The 15,924-nt window shown below is 73.4% G+C and carries 11 protein-coding genes; 2 read left to right on the plus strand and 9 right to left on the minus strand.

Features of this window, described 5'->3' with window-relative positions:
- Positions 1-44 precede the first annotated feature (44 nt).
- The 9 genes from ACZ4EF_RS09515 to ACZ4EF_RS09555 form a co-directional block, all read right to left on the minus strand.
- Entirely contained in the window at positions 45-1,289 is a 1,245-nt protein-coding gene (locus ACZ4EF_RS09515) for a cytochrome P450 (RefSeq protein ID WP_391046059.1), read from the minus strand.
- Positions 1,289-2,146 (minus strand): SDR family NAD(P)-dependent oxidoreductase, encoded by an 858-nt coding sequence (locus ACZ4EF_RS09520; RefSeq protein ID WP_467503674.1) that lies wholly within the window; start codon positions 2,144-2,146, stop codon positions 1,289-1,291. The genes ACZ4EF_RS09515 and ACZ4EF_RS09520 overlap by 1 nt, the downstream gene beginning before the upstream one ends.
- Before the next feature lie 79 nt (positions 2,147-2,225).
- A complete protein-coding gene (locus ACZ4EF_RS09525; protein ID WP_401856409.1) occupies positions 2,226-3,497 on the minus strand; it encodes a cytochrome P450 in 1,272 nt (423 codons plus the stop codon).
- 86 nt (positions 3,498-3,583) lie between these two features.
- A complete protein-coding gene (locus tag ACZ4EF_RS09530) occupies positions 3,584-4,576 on the minus strand; it encodes a zinc-binding dehydrogenase (RefSeq protein WP_401719040.1) in 993 nt (330 codons plus the stop codon).
- 136 nt (positions 4,577-4,712) lie between these two features.
- Complete coding sequence (locus tag ACZ4EF_RS09535) at positions 4,713-5,831, minus strand: acyl-CoA dehydrogenase family protein (protein WP_467503677.1); 1,119 nt, start codon at positions 5,829-5,831, stop codon at positions 4,713-4,715.
- 3 nt (positions 5,832-5,834) lie between these two features.
- On the minus strand, positions 5,835-6,986 hold the full coding sequence (locus tag ACZ4EF_RS09540; RefSeq protein WP_355342498.1) for an acyl-CoA dehydrogenase family protein: 1,152 nt from the start codon (positions 6,984-6,986) through the stop codon (positions 5,835-5,837).
- Between the two features lie 131 nt (positions 6,987-7,117).
- Entirely contained in the window at positions 7,118-8,479 is a 1,362-nt protein-coding gene (locus ACZ4EF_RS09545) for a tetratricopeptide repeat protein (RefSeq protein ID WP_467345955.1), read from the minus strand.
- Positions 8,476-9,243 (minus strand): class F sortase, encoded by a 768-nt coding sequence (locus ACZ4EF_RS09550; RefSeq protein WP_467503680.1) that lies wholly within the window; start codon positions 9,241-9,243, stop codon positions 8,476-8,478. The genes ACZ4EF_RS09545 and ACZ4EF_RS09550 overlap by 4 nt, the downstream gene beginning before the upstream one ends.
- Positions 9,240-10,970: a DUF4331 domain-containing protein gene (locus ACZ4EF_RS09555; RefSeq protein WP_401719049.1), complete on the minus strand. Its 1,731-nt coding sequence runs from the start codon at positions 10,968-10,970 to the stop codon at positions 9,240-9,242. The genes ACZ4EF_RS09550 and ACZ4EF_RS09555 overlap by 4 nt, the downstream gene beginning before the upstream one ends.
- 692 nt (positions 10,971-11,662) lie before the next feature.
- Here ACZ4EF_RS09555 and ACZ4EF_RS09560 point away from each other — a divergent pair.
- On the plus strand, positions 11,663-14,929 hold the full coding sequence (locus ACZ4EF_RS09560) for an FtsX-like permease family protein (protein ID WP_467503681.1): 3,267 nt from the start codon (positions 11,663-11,665) through the stop codon (positions 14,927-14,929).
- A gap of 209 nt (positions 14,930-15,138) precedes the next feature.
- Entirely contained in the window at positions 15,139-15,924 is a 786-nt protein-coding gene (locus ACZ4EF_RS09565) for a hypothetical protein (protein WP_467503683.1), read from the plus strand.

Raw genomic sequence — 15,924 nt, forward strand, 5'->3', positions numbered from 1 at the left:
CGACAGGGCACGCCCGCGCGCCCCCGGCCCCGGCGGCCGGTCGTTCAGAGGGTCACCGTCAGCCTGTCCACCGACCGCATCTTCAGGCCCGACCACGCGGGCTCGAACCCGTCGGCCAGGCGCATGCCGGGGAACCGGTCGAGCAGGACGTTCGAGGCCATCTCCAGCTCGGACTTGGCGAGCATCGCGCCGAGGCAGAAGTGCCGCCCCGAGCCGAAGGCGAAGGTGTCACCGGCCGCGGTGAACGTCTTGGCGTGGTCGAGGTCGGGCCGGTGGAAGTCGAAGGTGTCCGGGTCGGAGAACCGGTCCTCGTCGCGGTTGGCCGAGGCCATGAGGAGCATCACCAGGGTGCCCGCGGGCAGCAGGGTGCCCTTGACCTCGACGTCCTGGGTGACCTTGCGGCCGTTCATCTGGGACGGCGGGCTGATCCGCAGGGTCTCGCTGATCGCGGGGATGACCTGCGAGCGGTCGTCCCGTACCTCCTCGAACAGCGTCCGCTCGCGCAGCAGATAGGCGAACATACTGGCCAGCGCCTTGCCGGTGGTCTCGGACCCGGCGTTGAGCAACTGCGTGACGTGGGTGAGGATTTCGAGGTCGTCCAGGCGCTCGCCGTCGATCTCGGCGGTGATCAGCCCGGAGATGAGGTCGTCGCCGAGGTGCGAGCGGCGGTCCTCGATCACGGGGGCGAGGTACTCCCAGAGTTCCTTGGTGGCCCGGCGGCCGAGTTCATCGATCTCCGGGTCGCGGGCGAGGTTGCCGAGGAAGGCCACGTGCCTGCTGTACCAGTCGAAGAACCGGTCGTAGTCGCTGTGCGGCAGCCCGAGCATGTCGGTGATCACGTAGACCGGGAGGTAGTAGCCGAAGTCGGCCAGCAGGTCGACGGTGTCGCCCGGCCGGAAGCCGCGGGTGAGGTGCGCGGACGCCGACGCGACGGAGCGGTCCAGGATCGTCGCGACATTGCGCGCGATGACCGGCGCCCACTTCTCCAGGCCCTTGCCGCGGAAGTACGGGGTGACCAGGGCCTTCTTGCGGCTGTGTTCGGCGCCGTCCATCTGGAGCATCGAGCGGCCGAAGACGGGCTGGAGGCTGACCTCGTAGTTCTGGGTGGAGAACAGCGGGTTGCGGTAGGCGGCTCCGACGTCGGCGTGCTTGCTGATCAGGTAGCCGCGGTAGCCGTCGTCCCAGTGCACGGGGGCCTCGGCCCGCAGCCGCCGGTAGAAGGCGTCGGGGTCGGCCGCGACCTCGGAGGAGAGGAATCCGGGCAGCGTCCCAGCGGTGGTGTCGGTCATCACGACGTCGCCTCCTGCGCGATCTCGTCGAGTCGGTATCCGGGTGTGCCCCCCGTGAGCGGCATGACGGTCAGCGACAGGCCGCCGTCGACGGGCAGGTCCACGCCAGTGACATGCCCGGCGCGCGGACCCGCGAGGTAGAGCACGGCCTCGGCGATGTCCTCGGCGCGCGCGATCTTCCGCATGGGGGAGACCGCTTCGCGGTAGCGCCGGTTCGCCGCCGCGGCCGTGTCCTCCGCGTCGCCGAACGATTTACGGGTCAGGCCGGTGTCCGTCGGGCCGGGCGAGACGCAGTTGGCCCGGATTCCGTACCGGCCCCATTCCACCGCCATCTGCTGGACCATCATCTTCAGCGCCGCCTTGCTCGCGCTGTACATGCCGAGCGGCGGTGTCGGATGCGTCGCGGAGATCGACGCGGTGGCGACGATCGCACCGCGCGACGCGCGGAGCGCCGGGAAGGCCGCCCGTGCCAGCAGGAAGGTCGCGCGGGTGTTGACGTCGAACGTGCGCTGGAAGGTCTCCAGGCTGAGGTCTTCGAGCGGGTCGGCCGAGCTGATCCCGGCGTTGCTCACGAGGGCGTCGAGGCCGCCGAAGGCGGAGACGGCCTCTTCCACCGCCTTGCCGACCGCCGCCGGGTCGCTCAGGTCGACGGCCAGCGGCAGGCATTCGGCGCCGGTCCCCCGGAGTTCGGCGGCGACCGCCTCGATGGCCCCGGCGTCGCGGTCGAGCAGCGCGAGCCGCGCCTGCCCGGCTCCTTCGCTCCCGGCCGCGCGCGCGGCCAGGGTCGCCACCGCACGTCCGATCCCACTGCCCGCGCCCGTGATGAGGTAGCGCACCGGAACCTCCCGATCATTCATTTAGCGATGTGAAATAACACGATAGGAGTGCTGCCCGCCACCGTCAAGGCACGGGATCGGCCGCCGTCACGGCATCCGATCAGCCCAGCAGTCGGACCGGCATGGCCAGTGGCGTACGCAGTGAACGGCCGCCCCAGCGCAGGTCGGCCTCGACCGGCCGCGCGCCGGGGAACCTGCGCGCGATCGTGCCGAACAGCGCCGTCGCCTCCATCCGCGCCAGACCGGCCCCCAGGCAGAAGTGCGGCCCGAGGCCGAGCGAGACGTGCGCGCGGCTGTCGGAGCGGGCGATGTCCAGCTCGTCCGGCCGCGCGAAGACCGCGGGGTCCCGGTTGGCCGCGGCGAGCACGCCGATGACGGTGTCGCCCGCCTCGACCGCGACGCCGTCGACCTCCCGCCCCTCCTTCGCGACGTACGGCAGGAAGTGCGCGGGCGTGACGAAGCGCAGCAGCTCCTCCACCGCCGCCGGGACCCGCTCGGGCTCCGCGACGAGCAGATCCCACTGGTCCGGGTGGCGCAGCAGTTCGAGCAGCCCGATGGCCAGCAGATTGCTGGTCGTCTCGTGTCCCGCGAAGATCATCAGCGCCATCATGGCCATCGCCTCCTCGTGGGAGACCACGCCGCTGTCCTCCGATTCCAGCAGGGCGGCCACGAGGCCGGTCTCGGAGCCGCTCGCCCGCTGGCGCGCCACGAGCACGTCGATGTACGTCATCAGGTGCCGGTACGCCTCGTCGGCCTCGACCGCCGCCCTCTCGGAGTCGGCGTTGAACTTGTTCTCGGCGATCTTCTGGGCCCATGAGTGGACCATGTCGAGGTCGTCGATCGGGATGCCCAGGAGGTCGCCGAGCACCTGGAGGGGAAGGGAGTACGCGAACTTCTTGAAGTCGGCCTCGCCGCCGCCCGCCGCCAGCGCGGTCAGATTGCGGTCGACCCGTTCGCTGACCTTGTCCTGCATCTCACGGGCCAGATTGCGCGCCGAGAACGGCGGCTGGACCGCCCGCCGCACCCGCGGGTGGTCCGGCGGGTCCATCCGCACCAACTGGTGGAACTCCTGGTCGAGGACCCGGCCGAAGGCGGCGCTGCCGTGCGGGCTGAACTCCCGCTTGGCGCGCTCGTAGCGCGCGGAGGTCTTCGTGCCCTGACGGCTGTAGAGGATGTTGTTGTCCCCGAGCAGTTGGTGCACGTGCTCGTGCCGGCTCAGGATCACCACGTCGCCCTGCTTCCAGACGGGGATCTCCTCGCGCAGCCGGTTCCAGGTGGGGTACGGGTCCGCGAGTCTGTCGCCGTCCCCGGCCAGCAGGGCGAGTACGTCGTCCCGCAGGGCGTCCGTGCCCGCGCTCGTACCGCTGCTCATGCCCGTACCTCCGCTCGGTCCCGCACCGCTGCTTGATCCCGCACCGTCACTGACTCCCGCACCGCCGCGTGATCCCGCACCGTCGCTCACTCCCGCACCGCTACGACGAGCTTGCCGACGACGTGGCCGGTGAGCAGGTCGGCGAAGGCCGGGCCCGCGGCGGCCAGGCCGGGCGCCAGGTGGATCTCCTGGTCGAGGGCGCCCGAGGCGATCATGTCCGCGAGCGCCCGGCGCGCGTCGGCGTTCTCCGCGGCGAAGTCGGCCGCGCGGAAACCCTGGACGGTCAGCGAACGGGTCACCAGCCGGAACCAGTTGTCCAGCGGCAGCGGCGGGACCACCGCCTCGCCGATGCCGGACATCTGCCCGCACAGGGCGACGCGGCCGAGCGGTCGCAGCCGCTCGACCAGCCGCGCGGACGTCTCGCCCCACACGTTGTCGAAGACCGCGTGCAGCCCTTCGGGCGCCCAGCGGTCGACCTCGGCGGTCCAGTCCGGAGCCCGGTGGTCGACGGCGGTGATGCCGAGCCGCTTGAGGCCGTGCGCCTTGTCGGGGCCGCCCACGACGCCGAGGACGTCGGCGCCGCTCGCGGCGATGAGCTGCGCGGCGACCTGGCCCACTCCCCCGAAGGCGCCGGTCACGACGATCTTCTCGCCGCGACGCGGGCGGAGCACCCGCCGTACCCCGAAGTAGGCGGTCAGACCGGTCAGTCCGAGCAGACCGACCGCGTGGTGGAGGGCCACGCCCTCCGGGGCGTCGTACCGCTCGGCGCTCGCGGCCGGGACGCGGACCGCGGTGGCCCAGGCGCCCGGCGCGGTCACCGTGTCCCCGACATCGAACGCGTCGCTCCGGGACTCCACGACGGTGCCGACGACTCCGGCGGGCGGGACGAAACCGGCGCCCTCCGACCGGAGCCGGATCCGCTGCGAGGGATCGAGGGAGGCGTACCGGACCTCGACGAGGATCTCGCCGTCGACCGCCGGGGGCAGTTCCCGTTCGGCCACCTCGAACGAACCGGCGGTGAGGGGTTCCGCGCCGTCGTGGGTGAGCCGGGCTTCGTGTGTGGTGACCGACCCTGCCATGGGGGCCCCTTTCGGATTGCGCAATAAATTAGCATGGTTAATGGATTGTCGACAGAATCCACCGGCTCATCGGACGACTCGTCCGCCGACTCGTCCGTCAGCTCGTGCGTCAGCTCCTGCGGCGGCCGGGCGCCGGCTATTGCAGCGGGTTCACGGCCCGGTGGTCGCCGACCGCCGCCGCCAGGCGGGAGAGGTGGTGGCGCCGGTCGCCCAGCAGGTGCTCGATGGCGGTGAGCCGCATCGCGTAGTGCCCGACCTGGTACTCCATCGTCATGCCGATCCCGCCGTGCAACTGGATCGCCTCCTGGCCGATGTGCCGCCCGGACTCGGCGGCCCGGAGTTTGGCGCGCGACGCCGCCTCGATGCCTTCGGCCGCGCCGCTCCCCGCCAGACCGCCCTCCCGCTCCCTCTCGTCGCTTTCCGCGAGCACCATCGACGCCCACAGCACCGTGCTGCGCGCGAGTTCGAGCGAGACGTACATGTCGGAGGCGCGGAAGGTGAGGTTCTGGAAGGCGCTCAGCGGTTTCCCGAACTGGCGGCGGTCGCGCAGGTAGTCGCGGGTGATCTCCAGCGCGCGCTCCATGGCGCCGAGCGCCTCGTGGGCGTACGCCACCTGCGCGCGGGCCCGGGCGTACGCGATCACGCCGGTCGCGTCGGCGGCCGGATCGCCCAGCGGCTCGGCGGCGGTCGCGCCGAAGGTCACCCGGGCGGCGCGTCCCCCGTCGTACGTACCGAACGGGGTCCGCTCACCCCCGGCCGTCGTGAAGAGCGCCGGTGTTCCGCCGACGTCGGCGACCACCACGAGCAGGTCGGCACGGGCTCCGTTGAGTACGGGCGAGGCGCCGCCGTCCAGCACCCAGCGCTCGCCGTGGCGCCGGGCCGTGACGCCGGGACCGCCGACGTACGCCGGAAGGAGGGTGCCGTCCGCGATGCCGGACACGTCGCCGCCCGCCCGCGCGAGGAGGCCGCCGCACAGGACGACGGCCTCGACGAAGGGCTCGGGGGCCAGTACGCGCCCGATCTCCTCGGCCACCACGCCGACTTCGACCGGGCCCGCGCCCATGCCGCCGGCCTCTTCCGCGAACGGCAGTCCGAGGACGCCCATCGCGGCCAGCCGGGACCACATGGTCTCGTCGTATCCCGGCTCCTTGGCCGTGGCGTCACGGCGACCCTGGACCGTGGCGTAGGCCGTGCCCAACAGACCGCGTACGGCGTCCCGCAGGGCGCGCTGCTCGTCAGTGCGGTCGAAGTCCATGTCTCACAGCCCCAGGATCGTGCCGGCGATGATCTGTCGTTGCACCTCGTTGGAGCCGCCGTAGATGCTCGCGGCCCGCAGGTGGAGATAGGCCGCGGCGGCCGGGCGGGTCCACGGCGGCGCGCCCGCGGCCGGGTCGCCGGAGAGCCCCTGCTCGCCCGCGAGGCCGAGGACGAGTTCGGTGACGGCCTGCTGGAGTTCGGATCCGGCGAGCTTGAGGACGGACGAGGCGGGCTGCGCCTTGCCGTCCGCCGAGTCGGCGGCGACCCGGATCGAGGTCAGTTCGACCGCCAGCAGGTCGTTCTCCAGCCGCGCGAAGTCCGCCGCGAGCAGCGGATCCTCGCGCAGCCGGTCCCCGGCCCATGTCTTGGCCTGCGCCAGCAGCCACTTGGTCCCGCCCACGCCCGCGATCCCCACCCGCTCGTTGCCGAGGAGGAATTTGGCGTAGTCCCACCCGTGGTTCTCCTGGCCGACGAGGTTGTCGACGGGGACGCGCACGTCCTCGAAGAAGACCTCGTTGACCAGGCTCCCGCCGTCGATGAGCTGGATCGGCCGGACGGTGACGCCCGGCGAGGCCATGTCGATCAGGAGGAAGGAGATGCCGGCCTGCTTGCGCGGGGCGTCCGGATCGGTGCGCACCAGCGTGAAGATCCAGTCGCCGTACTGGGCGTAGGAGGTCCAGGTCTTCTGGCCGTTGACGACATAGTGCGCGCCGTCGCGTACGGCCGAGGTGCGCAGAGCGGCCAGGTCGGAACCGGCGTCGGGCTCGGAGAAGCCCTGCGACCACCAGATGTCGACGTTCCGGGTGGCCGGCAGGAAGCGCTCCTTGAGCTCCCGTGAGCCGAACGCGGCGATGACCGGGCCGACCATCGAGGCGTTGAAGGTGACCGGCGGCGGAACGCACGCCGCCTGCATCTCCTCGTGCCAGATGTGCCGTCGCAGCGGCGTCCAGTCCCTCCCGCCCCACTCGACCGGCCAGTTGGGCACCGCGATCCCGGCCGCGTCGAGCGTCCGCATCGACTCGACCATCTGCTCCTTGGTCAACTCCTCGCGCGCCGCCACCGTCTCCCGAATGTGCCCCGGCACCCGCGTGGTGAAGAACCGCCGCAACCCGTCACGGAAGGCCGCGTCCTCGGGCGACAACCTCAGCTTCATACGGCTCCTCGAGGAATCACTTAACATCCCTAAGTAATATCCTCACCGTGGCACGCCACCCGAACCCCCGTCAAGAAGCGCGAACGCCCCGGTGCCCGGCCCAGCCGCCGAGGACCGGGACTCCGCGACGGTCAGGTGCGCCGGGATGGGCCGGTCAGGGCGGTCAGGGCCGCGCGGGCCTTGGGGGCGGCCAGGGGGCTGAAGTGGGGGTTGACGGACAGGGCGGTCGCGAGGTCGGTGCGGGCCGCCGCCGTGTCGCCGAGGGACCGTTCGATCATGCCGCGGTGGTAGCGGAACAGAGCGTTGCGGGTGCCCTGGGCGAGGGCCAGGTCGCTCTCGGCGAGGGCTTCGCGGTCGCGGCCGTTGGCGTGCAGGGCCCAGGCCAGGGCGTCGTGGGTGTCCATGAAGGGGCGGGACTCGATGCCCCGGCGGGCGATGGCGAGGGCCTGCGCGGCGTCGCCGTGGTCGGCCTCGAAGAGGGCCGCGTCGGAGTCGAGGGCGACGCCGTTGGCGGTGAAGAGCTTCTGCTCGGCGCGGAAGAGCTGGTACTGCTCGTCGGCCTGCGCGGTGCGGCCGAGGGACTGGTACAGCTCGCCGAGCTGGAGCACGTACTCGGGCTGCGGGACCCGCTGGACGGCCCGGTTGAGGTCGGCGAGGGCGGCGTCGGTCCTGCCGAGCGCGGCCTCGGCCCTGGCCTTGGCCTGGAACAGCGAGGTGTAGGTCGGCGCGACGCGCAGACCGGCGGCGGCCTCGGTCAGCTCGGTGGCCGGATCACCGTTGTTGAAGGCGAGTTCGCCGAGGTAGTAGTGGGCGAACGCCTGGTCGGCCGGGCCCGCGGAGTCCTGGAGGGCGCGGCGCATGTCGGTTCTGGCCGTGTCGATGTCGCCGCGCAGTTCGGCGACGTACGACGCGCGCGCCAGCGAGGGCGCGCCGGGCCTGAGGTCGACCATGCGCTGTACGGCGTCGGCGGCCTCGTCGTAACGGCCGAGCTGGGTGAGGGCGTCGGCGAGGGTGCCGTACAGGGACGAGTTGTACGGATTGACGGCCACCGCCTTGCGCGACCAGGTGAGCGCCTGGCGGAAATCGTGCCGCCCGGCTTCCAGGGCGGCCATGCCGCCCATCGCGGTGAAGTTGTCCGTGGCGTCCACCGACAGCGAGCGCTTCAGGACGGCTTCCGCCTTGGGGTAGTACGTCGGGTCGGCAGTGTTCTTGGCCTGCTGGACGTAGTCGAGGCCGAGGGTGCCGAGCGCGACGGCGTCGCGCGGGCTCTGCCGCAGGTGGGCCTGGATGCCGTTGATGTCCTGGGCGAGCGGGTCCGCGCCGGCCGCCGGGGCCCCGGCTTCGCCCGTGGGACCCGCGGCGCGGTCGGCGCCCGTCACCGGCCAGGGGGCGAGGCCGAGGCCGCCGGCGAGGAAGAGGCCCACGCCGAGGACGGTGGTGACGGCGGCGGACAGCAGATGACGCCGGGGGCTCCGGCGGACGGACGTAGTCAATTCCCGCTCCGATGGGGGGTCTTGGGGGTGGCGTGGGGGGACGGGCGCGGCGGCTTCGGGTCGGCGGGCGTGGCGTAGACGACGACGTTGTCGAGATAGCCGCCGCCCTCGGGTCCCGCGTACGCGCCGCCGCAGGTGATCAGCCGCAGCGTGGGCGGACCGGCGGTCGCGTAGACCTGGTCGTCGGGGAACGCGTCCTTCTCGTACTGCCGCAGCGCCCGCACGGTGAAGTCCAGGTGGCTGTGGTCGGCGCGGTCGACGGTGATCCGGTCGCCGGGGCGCAGCGTGGACAGTCCGTAGAAGGCGGCCGGGCCGGTGAGGGAGTCGACGTGGCCGACGACGATGGCGGCGCCCGGGTCGCCGGGGCGCGGGCCGTCGCTCCACCAGCCGACCTGGCCGGGGTCCTCGGGAACGCCGAGGTGGCCGTCCTGCTGGACCTGGAGGCCGATCAGGGGGTGGTCGAGGCCGATGCCGGGGATACGGATCCGGACCGGCCGTGCGGCGGGCGCCGCGGGGGCGACGGCGGCGGCGTGGCCCCCGGCGGTCGCGGGGACCGGCAGCGTGCCGACGTCGACCTGCGTGGTCTTCGGCGGCCGGGCGGTGAGCAGCGCGCAGCCGCCCGCCGTCATCATGCCCAGACCGGCGAGGACGCCCAGCGCGGTGATCAGGCGCCAGGGCCGGGCGGGGCGGAATCTGAGGGCGCGCCGCAGCCGCCCGGCCTCCGGTGCGGAGGCCGGGCGGCCCGAGGCGGCGGGGGCGGTCACACCCGGTCGGCGCGCCTGCGGCGCAGCGCCAGGAGTCCGGCGGTGGCCAGCAGGGCGCCGCCGCCCAGGGCCGTCACCGGAACGGCGGGGAAGCCGCCGTGGAACGCGGTGCCGCCGAAGCCGGCGCCCACGCCGCCGTCGGGGTGCAGCGAGTCGGCCTGGTTGACCGCGGCGGTGTTGGGCAGCGCCACGTACGGGAAGGTCGAACCGGGCTGGCGGTAGGGGGTGTCGACGGCGTCGCCCGCGGCCAGCGCGGGCACGATCTTTCCGGTCTCCGCCGCGCCTTCCAGCGCCTGGAGCTCGATGTCGACGACGTCGTCGTTGAGCCGCCGGCCGTTGGGGAAGCCGGCCAGGTCCTGGCCGAGGACGCCGAGCCGGTTGGGGTTGGCGGAGGGCGCGACGGCCATGTTCAGCCGCAGTTCCTCGGACGGTGTGAACTTCGCCTTGTCCACGTCGGCGTTGAGCAACTGCGAGTTGAGGTCGGCCTGGACCGGTCCGCACGCCTTGCAGATTCCGGACAGGAAGATCTCGGCGAGGTCCTTGCGCGGGGTGGCGGGCGCCGGGACGCCGTAGATGCTCTGGATGAGCTTGGGCACGATCGGGTCCAGGACCTTGTCGACGACCGGCTGCACGGTGTGGTCCTGGTCCGGGTTGAGGGTGTTGAAGGCGTCCTTGTACTTCAGCGGGACGACGACCTCGTTGACCAGCGGGTTGCCGAGGCGCGAGACCTGGTGCCAGCCCGTCTCGCCGCCCTTGTCGGGCATCGGCGGGCCGCCCTTGCCCTCGTCCTGCGAGTCCGCGGCGCCCGCGGTTTCCCCGGCACCCCCCGCGCCCCCGGCACCCTCCGCGCCGTGGGACGCCATGCCCTCGTCGCCCTTGCCGGACGGCGCGGCGACCGCCGCGCCCTGCCGGTCGGTGGTGGACCAGACGCCGATGACGGGGTTGCGGGTCGCGTCCCCCTTCAGCGCCAGCGCGGACTTGGGCACCTGGAGGGCGATGGTGTTGACGTTGTAACCGGCGAGCGTGTTGTGGCCGGTCTCCTTGAGGTTGCCGCCGTACAGCAGGTCGAAGACCCGCAGGTCGAGGAAGAACGGGTCGGACGCCTGCCCGGCGTAGGTCTGGCCGCCGTCGGGGAGGGCGACGGTGGCCTCCTTGCGCAGTGAGGCGTAGTCCGGCATCGACGCCTTGCCGACGTTGGAGGGGGCCGCGGGCGCGTCCTTGAGGAGCGTCTTGGTGTTGCCCTCCGCGTCGGTCACCGTCAGCGTGTACGTCTGACGGAAGTTCAAGGTGGTGTCGTCCAGCGACTTCACGACCCCGGTGTTGTACAGGAACTGGTTGGCTTCGTCCCGGTAGTGGTCGGTGAAGGACCAGGTGTACGTGGTGTCGGCCTTGCCGTCGCCGTCCGCGTCGATCTTGATGTTGTAGTGGGCGTCGTTGGCGAACGGGTAGAAGTTCGGGCCGCCGTTGGGCTCCTCGAACGGGATCCAGTTCGCCACCAGGGTCACGGTGTCGGGGTTGTCCGGGCTGGTGAAGGCGTAGACGTCGGTGTTGTCCGCCTTGGGGTCCCCGGCGATCAGCGGCGCCTCGCGGTGGCTGGAGGCGGAGCTGACACCGGGCGTCAGACCGGTCAGGACGACGGAGGACACCAGGGCCAGCAGGCCGGCGGTGGCGAGTGAACGTTCGGCGGCGCGGGCCGCCGTGCGGCGGGGCGGGTGGGAAGACTGCATGGACCATCCGTTTCCAGGCGGGGCCGCCGCCCCCCGGCTGGGGGCGGGACGGCGCAGAGCGGGGACGGCTCAGCCCTGAACGGAACCTCGATGACCGCGCCGTACGGTGACGGCGACGGCACCGAGCAAGTCCGATATGAGGCTTAAGCTACGCATAAAGCACCATGCGCCGAGGGGGCCTGCAACGCGCCAGGTCCGAAATGCGGCAGAAGGGTTCTCGCTGTGGGCCACCACGGTCAACAAACCTGGATCCGCCGGTACTCGGGCCAGGGGCGGCGGTGGTGACGGGGCGACAGCGGGCTCAGGAGCCGGGGCTGCCTCCCTCCGCGCCCCGGCCCTGTGCGCCACCCCGGTGGCAGCGGTGAGCCGCCCGAGTGAGTACGCGCCCGTGACAGGTGCGGGGTCGGCCCATCGGGTACCCGCGCGGCCCCGCCCGCGCCGCCGGGGCCGGGATTCGGCCTCCCCGCAGGCCCCGCGCCGGGCCTCCCCACAGGCCCGCGCCGGGCCTCCTCCCCACAGGCCCGCGCCGGGCCTCTGCTTGCCCCGTTGGGGGATGCCCTGGTAGGACTGTGACGCGCCGTCACCGTCACATGTTCGATAACGCGGGGGTTCATGTGGTCGCCACGGCCTTCACGTCGTCGCCGCGACGACGCCCGGGAGTCCCGGGACCGGCCCGACGGCGGCTCCCCACAGTGGTACGGCAGGCCACGCAGCACGGGCTGGTGCTGGCCGCCGTCGCCGTGACCGTCCTGCTGTGCGCGACGGCGCTCGCCGCACTGGCGACGCTGGCCGGGAGTTCGGTACAGGCGGGCGCCGTACGGCGGTTGGCCGCCGACCTCGACGCGCAGGTGACCGTCAACGCGCCCTTCCGCGCCGGAGGCATGGCCGTCGCCGACCGGGATGTACGGGCCGCCGCCGACCGGACGTTCGCCGGGGTGCCGCAGCACACCTATGTGGGGCTGCTGGGTTCTTCACCGGTCTCGGTGACGGGGATCGACGGGGTCACGGGCCCGCCGCGCGGCCCCGGGGGAACCGGATTGCACCCGGTCGCCGTCCAGGACGCGGGCAGATTCGGGCAGTTGGTCGCCGGACGGTGGCCGGTCGGCACAGCGGACGCGACGGCGGACGCCTTCACCTCGCTGCCCGACGTACGGATCGCCGCCGGGTCCACCGCCCCGGTCGACGCGGCGCTGCCGGACGCGCTGGCCAGGCGGCTGGGAGTCACCGCCGGTTCCCGCCTCCAGGTGCGCGACGGCTTCAGGCACTCCATGACGCTGCGGATCACCGGCGTCTTCCGGCCGACCGGCCCCGTCGGATTCTGGCCCGCGATGGCCGGCGACGTGACGGCGGACGAGACCGCCAGCCAGGACCTGCTCGTGGTCTCGGCGTCGGCTCTCAACGGGAGCGTCGTCCTGAACAGCCATCTGACGGCCCACTGGAGTATGCAGCCGGACTTCGCCCGGATCGACGCCGACAGCCTCCCCGGACTGCACGACCGGATGCGCGCCTTCTCCGGCAGCGCGAGCCGCGTGTCGGTGTTCGGCGGACGGCAGCCCGCTCTGGACGACCTGACGGTGGCCTCGGGGCTGCCGGGCGCGATCGACGGCCTGGCGGTGCCGATGGTGGCGGCCCGGTCCTCGCTGTACCTGCCGAGCGTGCTGCTGGCGGTCCTCGCCCTGGCCACCCTGGTACTGGCCGCCCGCCAGCTCACCGAGCACCGGCGCGACGAACTGGCACTCCAGCAGGCCAGGGGCGCGGGCACCCCGCGACTGCTGCGCGCGGCGGCGGCCGAGTGGGCGGTCACCGGCGTTCCGGCCGCGGCCGTCGCGCCGTTTCTGGCCGGGCTGCTGCGCCCGGGCAGCCGGGGAACCGCCGCGTGGGCGGCGGTTGGCCTGACCCTGCTGGTGCACGCGGCGGCGGTGCTGCTGCCCGTCCTGCGCTCGACGCGGTCCCGGCCGGCCCGCGGTGTACGCGCCGCCGCCCAGCGGCTGGGCGCCGACCTGGCGCTGCTGGCCGTCGCGGCCCTGGGCTATCTGGAGCTGCGGCGGCACCATTCGCTGATCGCCGACGTCGGCACGGGCGGCGCGGGCGCGGACCCGGTGCTGGTCCTGGTGCCCGCCCTGGTGGCCGGGGCCGCCGCCCTCCTGCTGCTGCGCCTGCTGCCGCTGACCTCCCTGCTCCTGGACGCGTTCGGCCGTCGCAGCCGGGGCCTGGCCCTCGCGCTGGCGGGCTGGCAGTTGAGCCGCCGGGCCGCGCGCAACGCGGGACCGGTCGTCCTGATGTGCCTGGCCGTGTCCGTGAGCGCCTTCGCGACCACCGCGCTGGCCTGCCTGGGCGGACTGGCGTCCGAGCAGGCCGCGTTCACCGTCGGCGCGGACGTACGCGTCCAGCCGTCGGCGGACGGCGGCTACCCCTCGTCCGTACTGGGCGCCGCCTATCGCGCGCTGCCCGCGGTGACCGCCGTGACCCCGGTGACGCAGTCGACGGTGAACCTGCCGGGCGACGCCACCGAGGGCCTGGTCGGCACGGTCGGCGGGCCCGCTCCCCCCACCCCGTCACCGGTCGTCTTCGGGGTGCCGCTCCCCGGCCGTCCGACCGCGCTGCTGCTGGACGAGCGGCTGCGCAGCGACGGCAGCCGCGCGGCGCCGAATCTGGAGTTGACCGTGCAGGACGCGTCCGGCCTCGTCAGTACGCTGGCGACCCGCCTGCCCGCCGCCGACGGCGCCCGGCACACCGTCGTGGTCCCCCTCGACGTGGCGCTGAGCGACGGCCACCCGCGGGCGTATCCGCTGACGGTGACCGCCGTGAACGTCCTGCCGCAGCCGAACGCGCGGCCCGCGCGGCTCGACCTGGAGCTGATCCGGGTCGGCGCGCGGGACAGCGCGGACACGTGGGTCACCGGCCTTCCCGGCGGCCAGGTCTGGGCCGACGGTACGACCCACGCCTCCGACGCCACCGCCGGGGCCTGCGAAGGCAAACCGGCGGGCGACTACAGTCCGGGCACTCCCGGGGTGTGCGCGATCACCCCGGGCCGCTCCGAGGTGCTCAGGACCACCGTCAGCACCGGCGTCAGGGCCTCGACCGCGACCGGAGACGCCTTCGGCGGCCTGGCCGACAGCGACTACGAGACCCGGCCCGGCAGCCAGGTGCGCCTCGTGGCGGGCCCGGCCGGCCGTCCTGCGCCGCTCCCGGTACGCGCCGACGCCGCGGCCCTGCGCGACACGCGCCTGAGCGTGGGCAGCACCACCACACTGGATCTGGGCGGCGGCCGGATCACCGCGACGATCGTGGGCCTGGTCGACTCGCTGCCGGGACTGGGCCGCGGGCAGGGGCATCTGATCGCCGATCAGCGCCAGCTCGCCGCCGCGATGACCGTGGCCGGAGTCGACCAGGAGGATCCCGCGTTCTGGTGGATCAGCAGCACCGACAGCGCGCGTACGGCCGCGGCCGCCGAGGCGCGGCCCGCGCTGGGCCGGGTCACGACAGCGGAACGGACCGCGGCGGCACTGCGCGACGACCCGTTCCGCGCCGGGCTGCGCCGGGTGCTGGAACTCGTCCGCTACCTGGCCCCCGCTTTCGCGGTCATCGCCTTCACCGTGCACGCGGTGGTCTCCACCCGGCAGCGCCGCAAGGAATTCGCGCTGCTGCGGGCGATCGGCGTCCGGTCCACGGGCCTGTACGCGCTGTTGGGCGCCGAGCAGCTGAGTCTGGCGCTGTTCGCGGTGGTGCCGGGCGCGCTGATGGGCATGGCCCTGGCCTCGGCGGTGCTGCCGCTGGTCACCGTGGACGACAGCGGCCACGCCCCGTATCCCCCGCTGCCGAACGTCACTCCGTGGGGCACCGTGACGCTGACGGCGGTGGCGACCGCTGTGGCCATCAGCGCGATCGTGCTGGCGCTCGCCCGGCTGCTGACCCGGGTGGACCTCGTACGCGTGCTGCGAGCGGGTGAGGACCGATGAGCCGGGCCGGACGCGACCGCGCGGGACGGCGGACACCAGCCGAGGGAACGGGCGCGGGGGACAACGGACGTGGGGCAACGGACGGGGCGGAGACGCGAGCCGAACGAACGGGCATGACCGGAAAGGGACTTGGGGCAACGGGTACGACAGAGACGGGATCGGCGGGAGCGGACACGGCGGTGAGGCGGCCGGGGGGTACGGGCGCCTCGGTGACACTGCGCCTGATACGTCAGGAGACCCGCGGCGACCTCCCGCTGCTGGTCTGCCTGACGGTCATGGTGATCGTGTTGACGGCGCTGTGCGCCTGGGCCCCGGCCGTCGTGGGCCGCCAGGAGGACCGGGCGCTGCGGCAGCGCGTCGCGGCGGCGCAGGCCGAGGCGCCGCTGATCAGCGTCAGCGCCACTCCGGAGGTCTTCGACACCGACCCGCCCGCGGTGGACATGGCCACCCTGCTGGGCGCGGGAAGCACCTTCACCGAGCAGCTCAGCGGCACCGGCGCGCGCCGCCTGACCTCCGTCGGCGGCGGTTACGACTACAACCCGGCGTCCCTGGTCGCACCGCCGCCTCCCGGCCCCGCGAACACCGCTACCAAGCTGGCGCTCAGCTACCTGCCGTCCGCGCGGGCCCATCTGCGCTACGTCAGCGGCCGCGCCCCGGCCGACCGCACACCGCTGGGCACCGCGCCCCAGATCGGGTTGTCGCAGGCCACGGCGCGGGCCCTGGGCGTCACGGCCGGGAGCCGACTGACGCTGGAATTCGCCAGGACGCCCGCGGTGGGGAACGCGCCGCCCCAGGTCGACCTGCTGGTCAGCGGGGTCTACCGCACCACGGCCGCGGCCGACGGCTTCTGGGCCGGGCGGGCGTCGTTGGACCAGCCGACGCGCTACCCGGGGGAGGGGGCCGCCGGGACGGTGGTCGCCGTCAGCGCCCTCGCCGTCCTCCCCACCACCGACCTCCCCGCCCGGGACGAGGTCGTTGGGTCCCGGGTGAGATGA

Source organism: Streptomyces sp. NPDC025721 (genome assembly GCF_055558595.1).

What these genes read in the sequence shown, in the direction of transcription:
- ACZ4EF_RS09555 (WP_401719049.1), bottom strand. Translation starts at nt 10,970, where the DNA reads ATGCAGTCTTCCCACCCGCCCCGCCGCACGGCGGCCCGCGCCGCCGAA.
- ACZ4EF_RS09515 (WP_391046059.1), bottom strand. Translation starts at nt 1,289, where the DNA reads ATGACCGACACCACCGCTGGGACGCTGCCCGGATTCCTCTCCTCCGAG.
- ACZ4EF_RS09530 (WP_401719040.1), bottom strand. Translation starts at nt 4,576, where the DNA reads ATGGCAGGGTCGGTCACCACACACGAAGCCCGGCTCACCCACGACGGC.
- ACZ4EF_RS09525 (WP_401856409.1), bottom strand. Translation starts at nt 3,497, where the DNA reads ATGAGCAGCGGTACGAGCGCGGGCACGGACGCCCTGCGGGACGACGTA.
- ACZ4EF_RS09540 (WP_355342498.1), bottom strand. Translation starts at nt 6,986, where the DNA reads ATGAAGCTGAGGTTGTCGCCCGAGGACGCGGCCTTCCGTGACGGGTTG.
- ACZ4EF_RS09535 (WP_467503677.1), bottom strand. Translation starts at nt 5,831, where the DNA reads ATGGACTTCGACCGCACTGACGAGCAGCGCGCCCTGCGGGACGCCGTA.
- ACZ4EF_RS09520 (WP_467503674.1), bottom strand. Translation starts at nt 2,146, where the DNA reads ATGAATGATCGGGAGGTTCCGGTGCGCTACCTCATCACGGGCGCGGGC.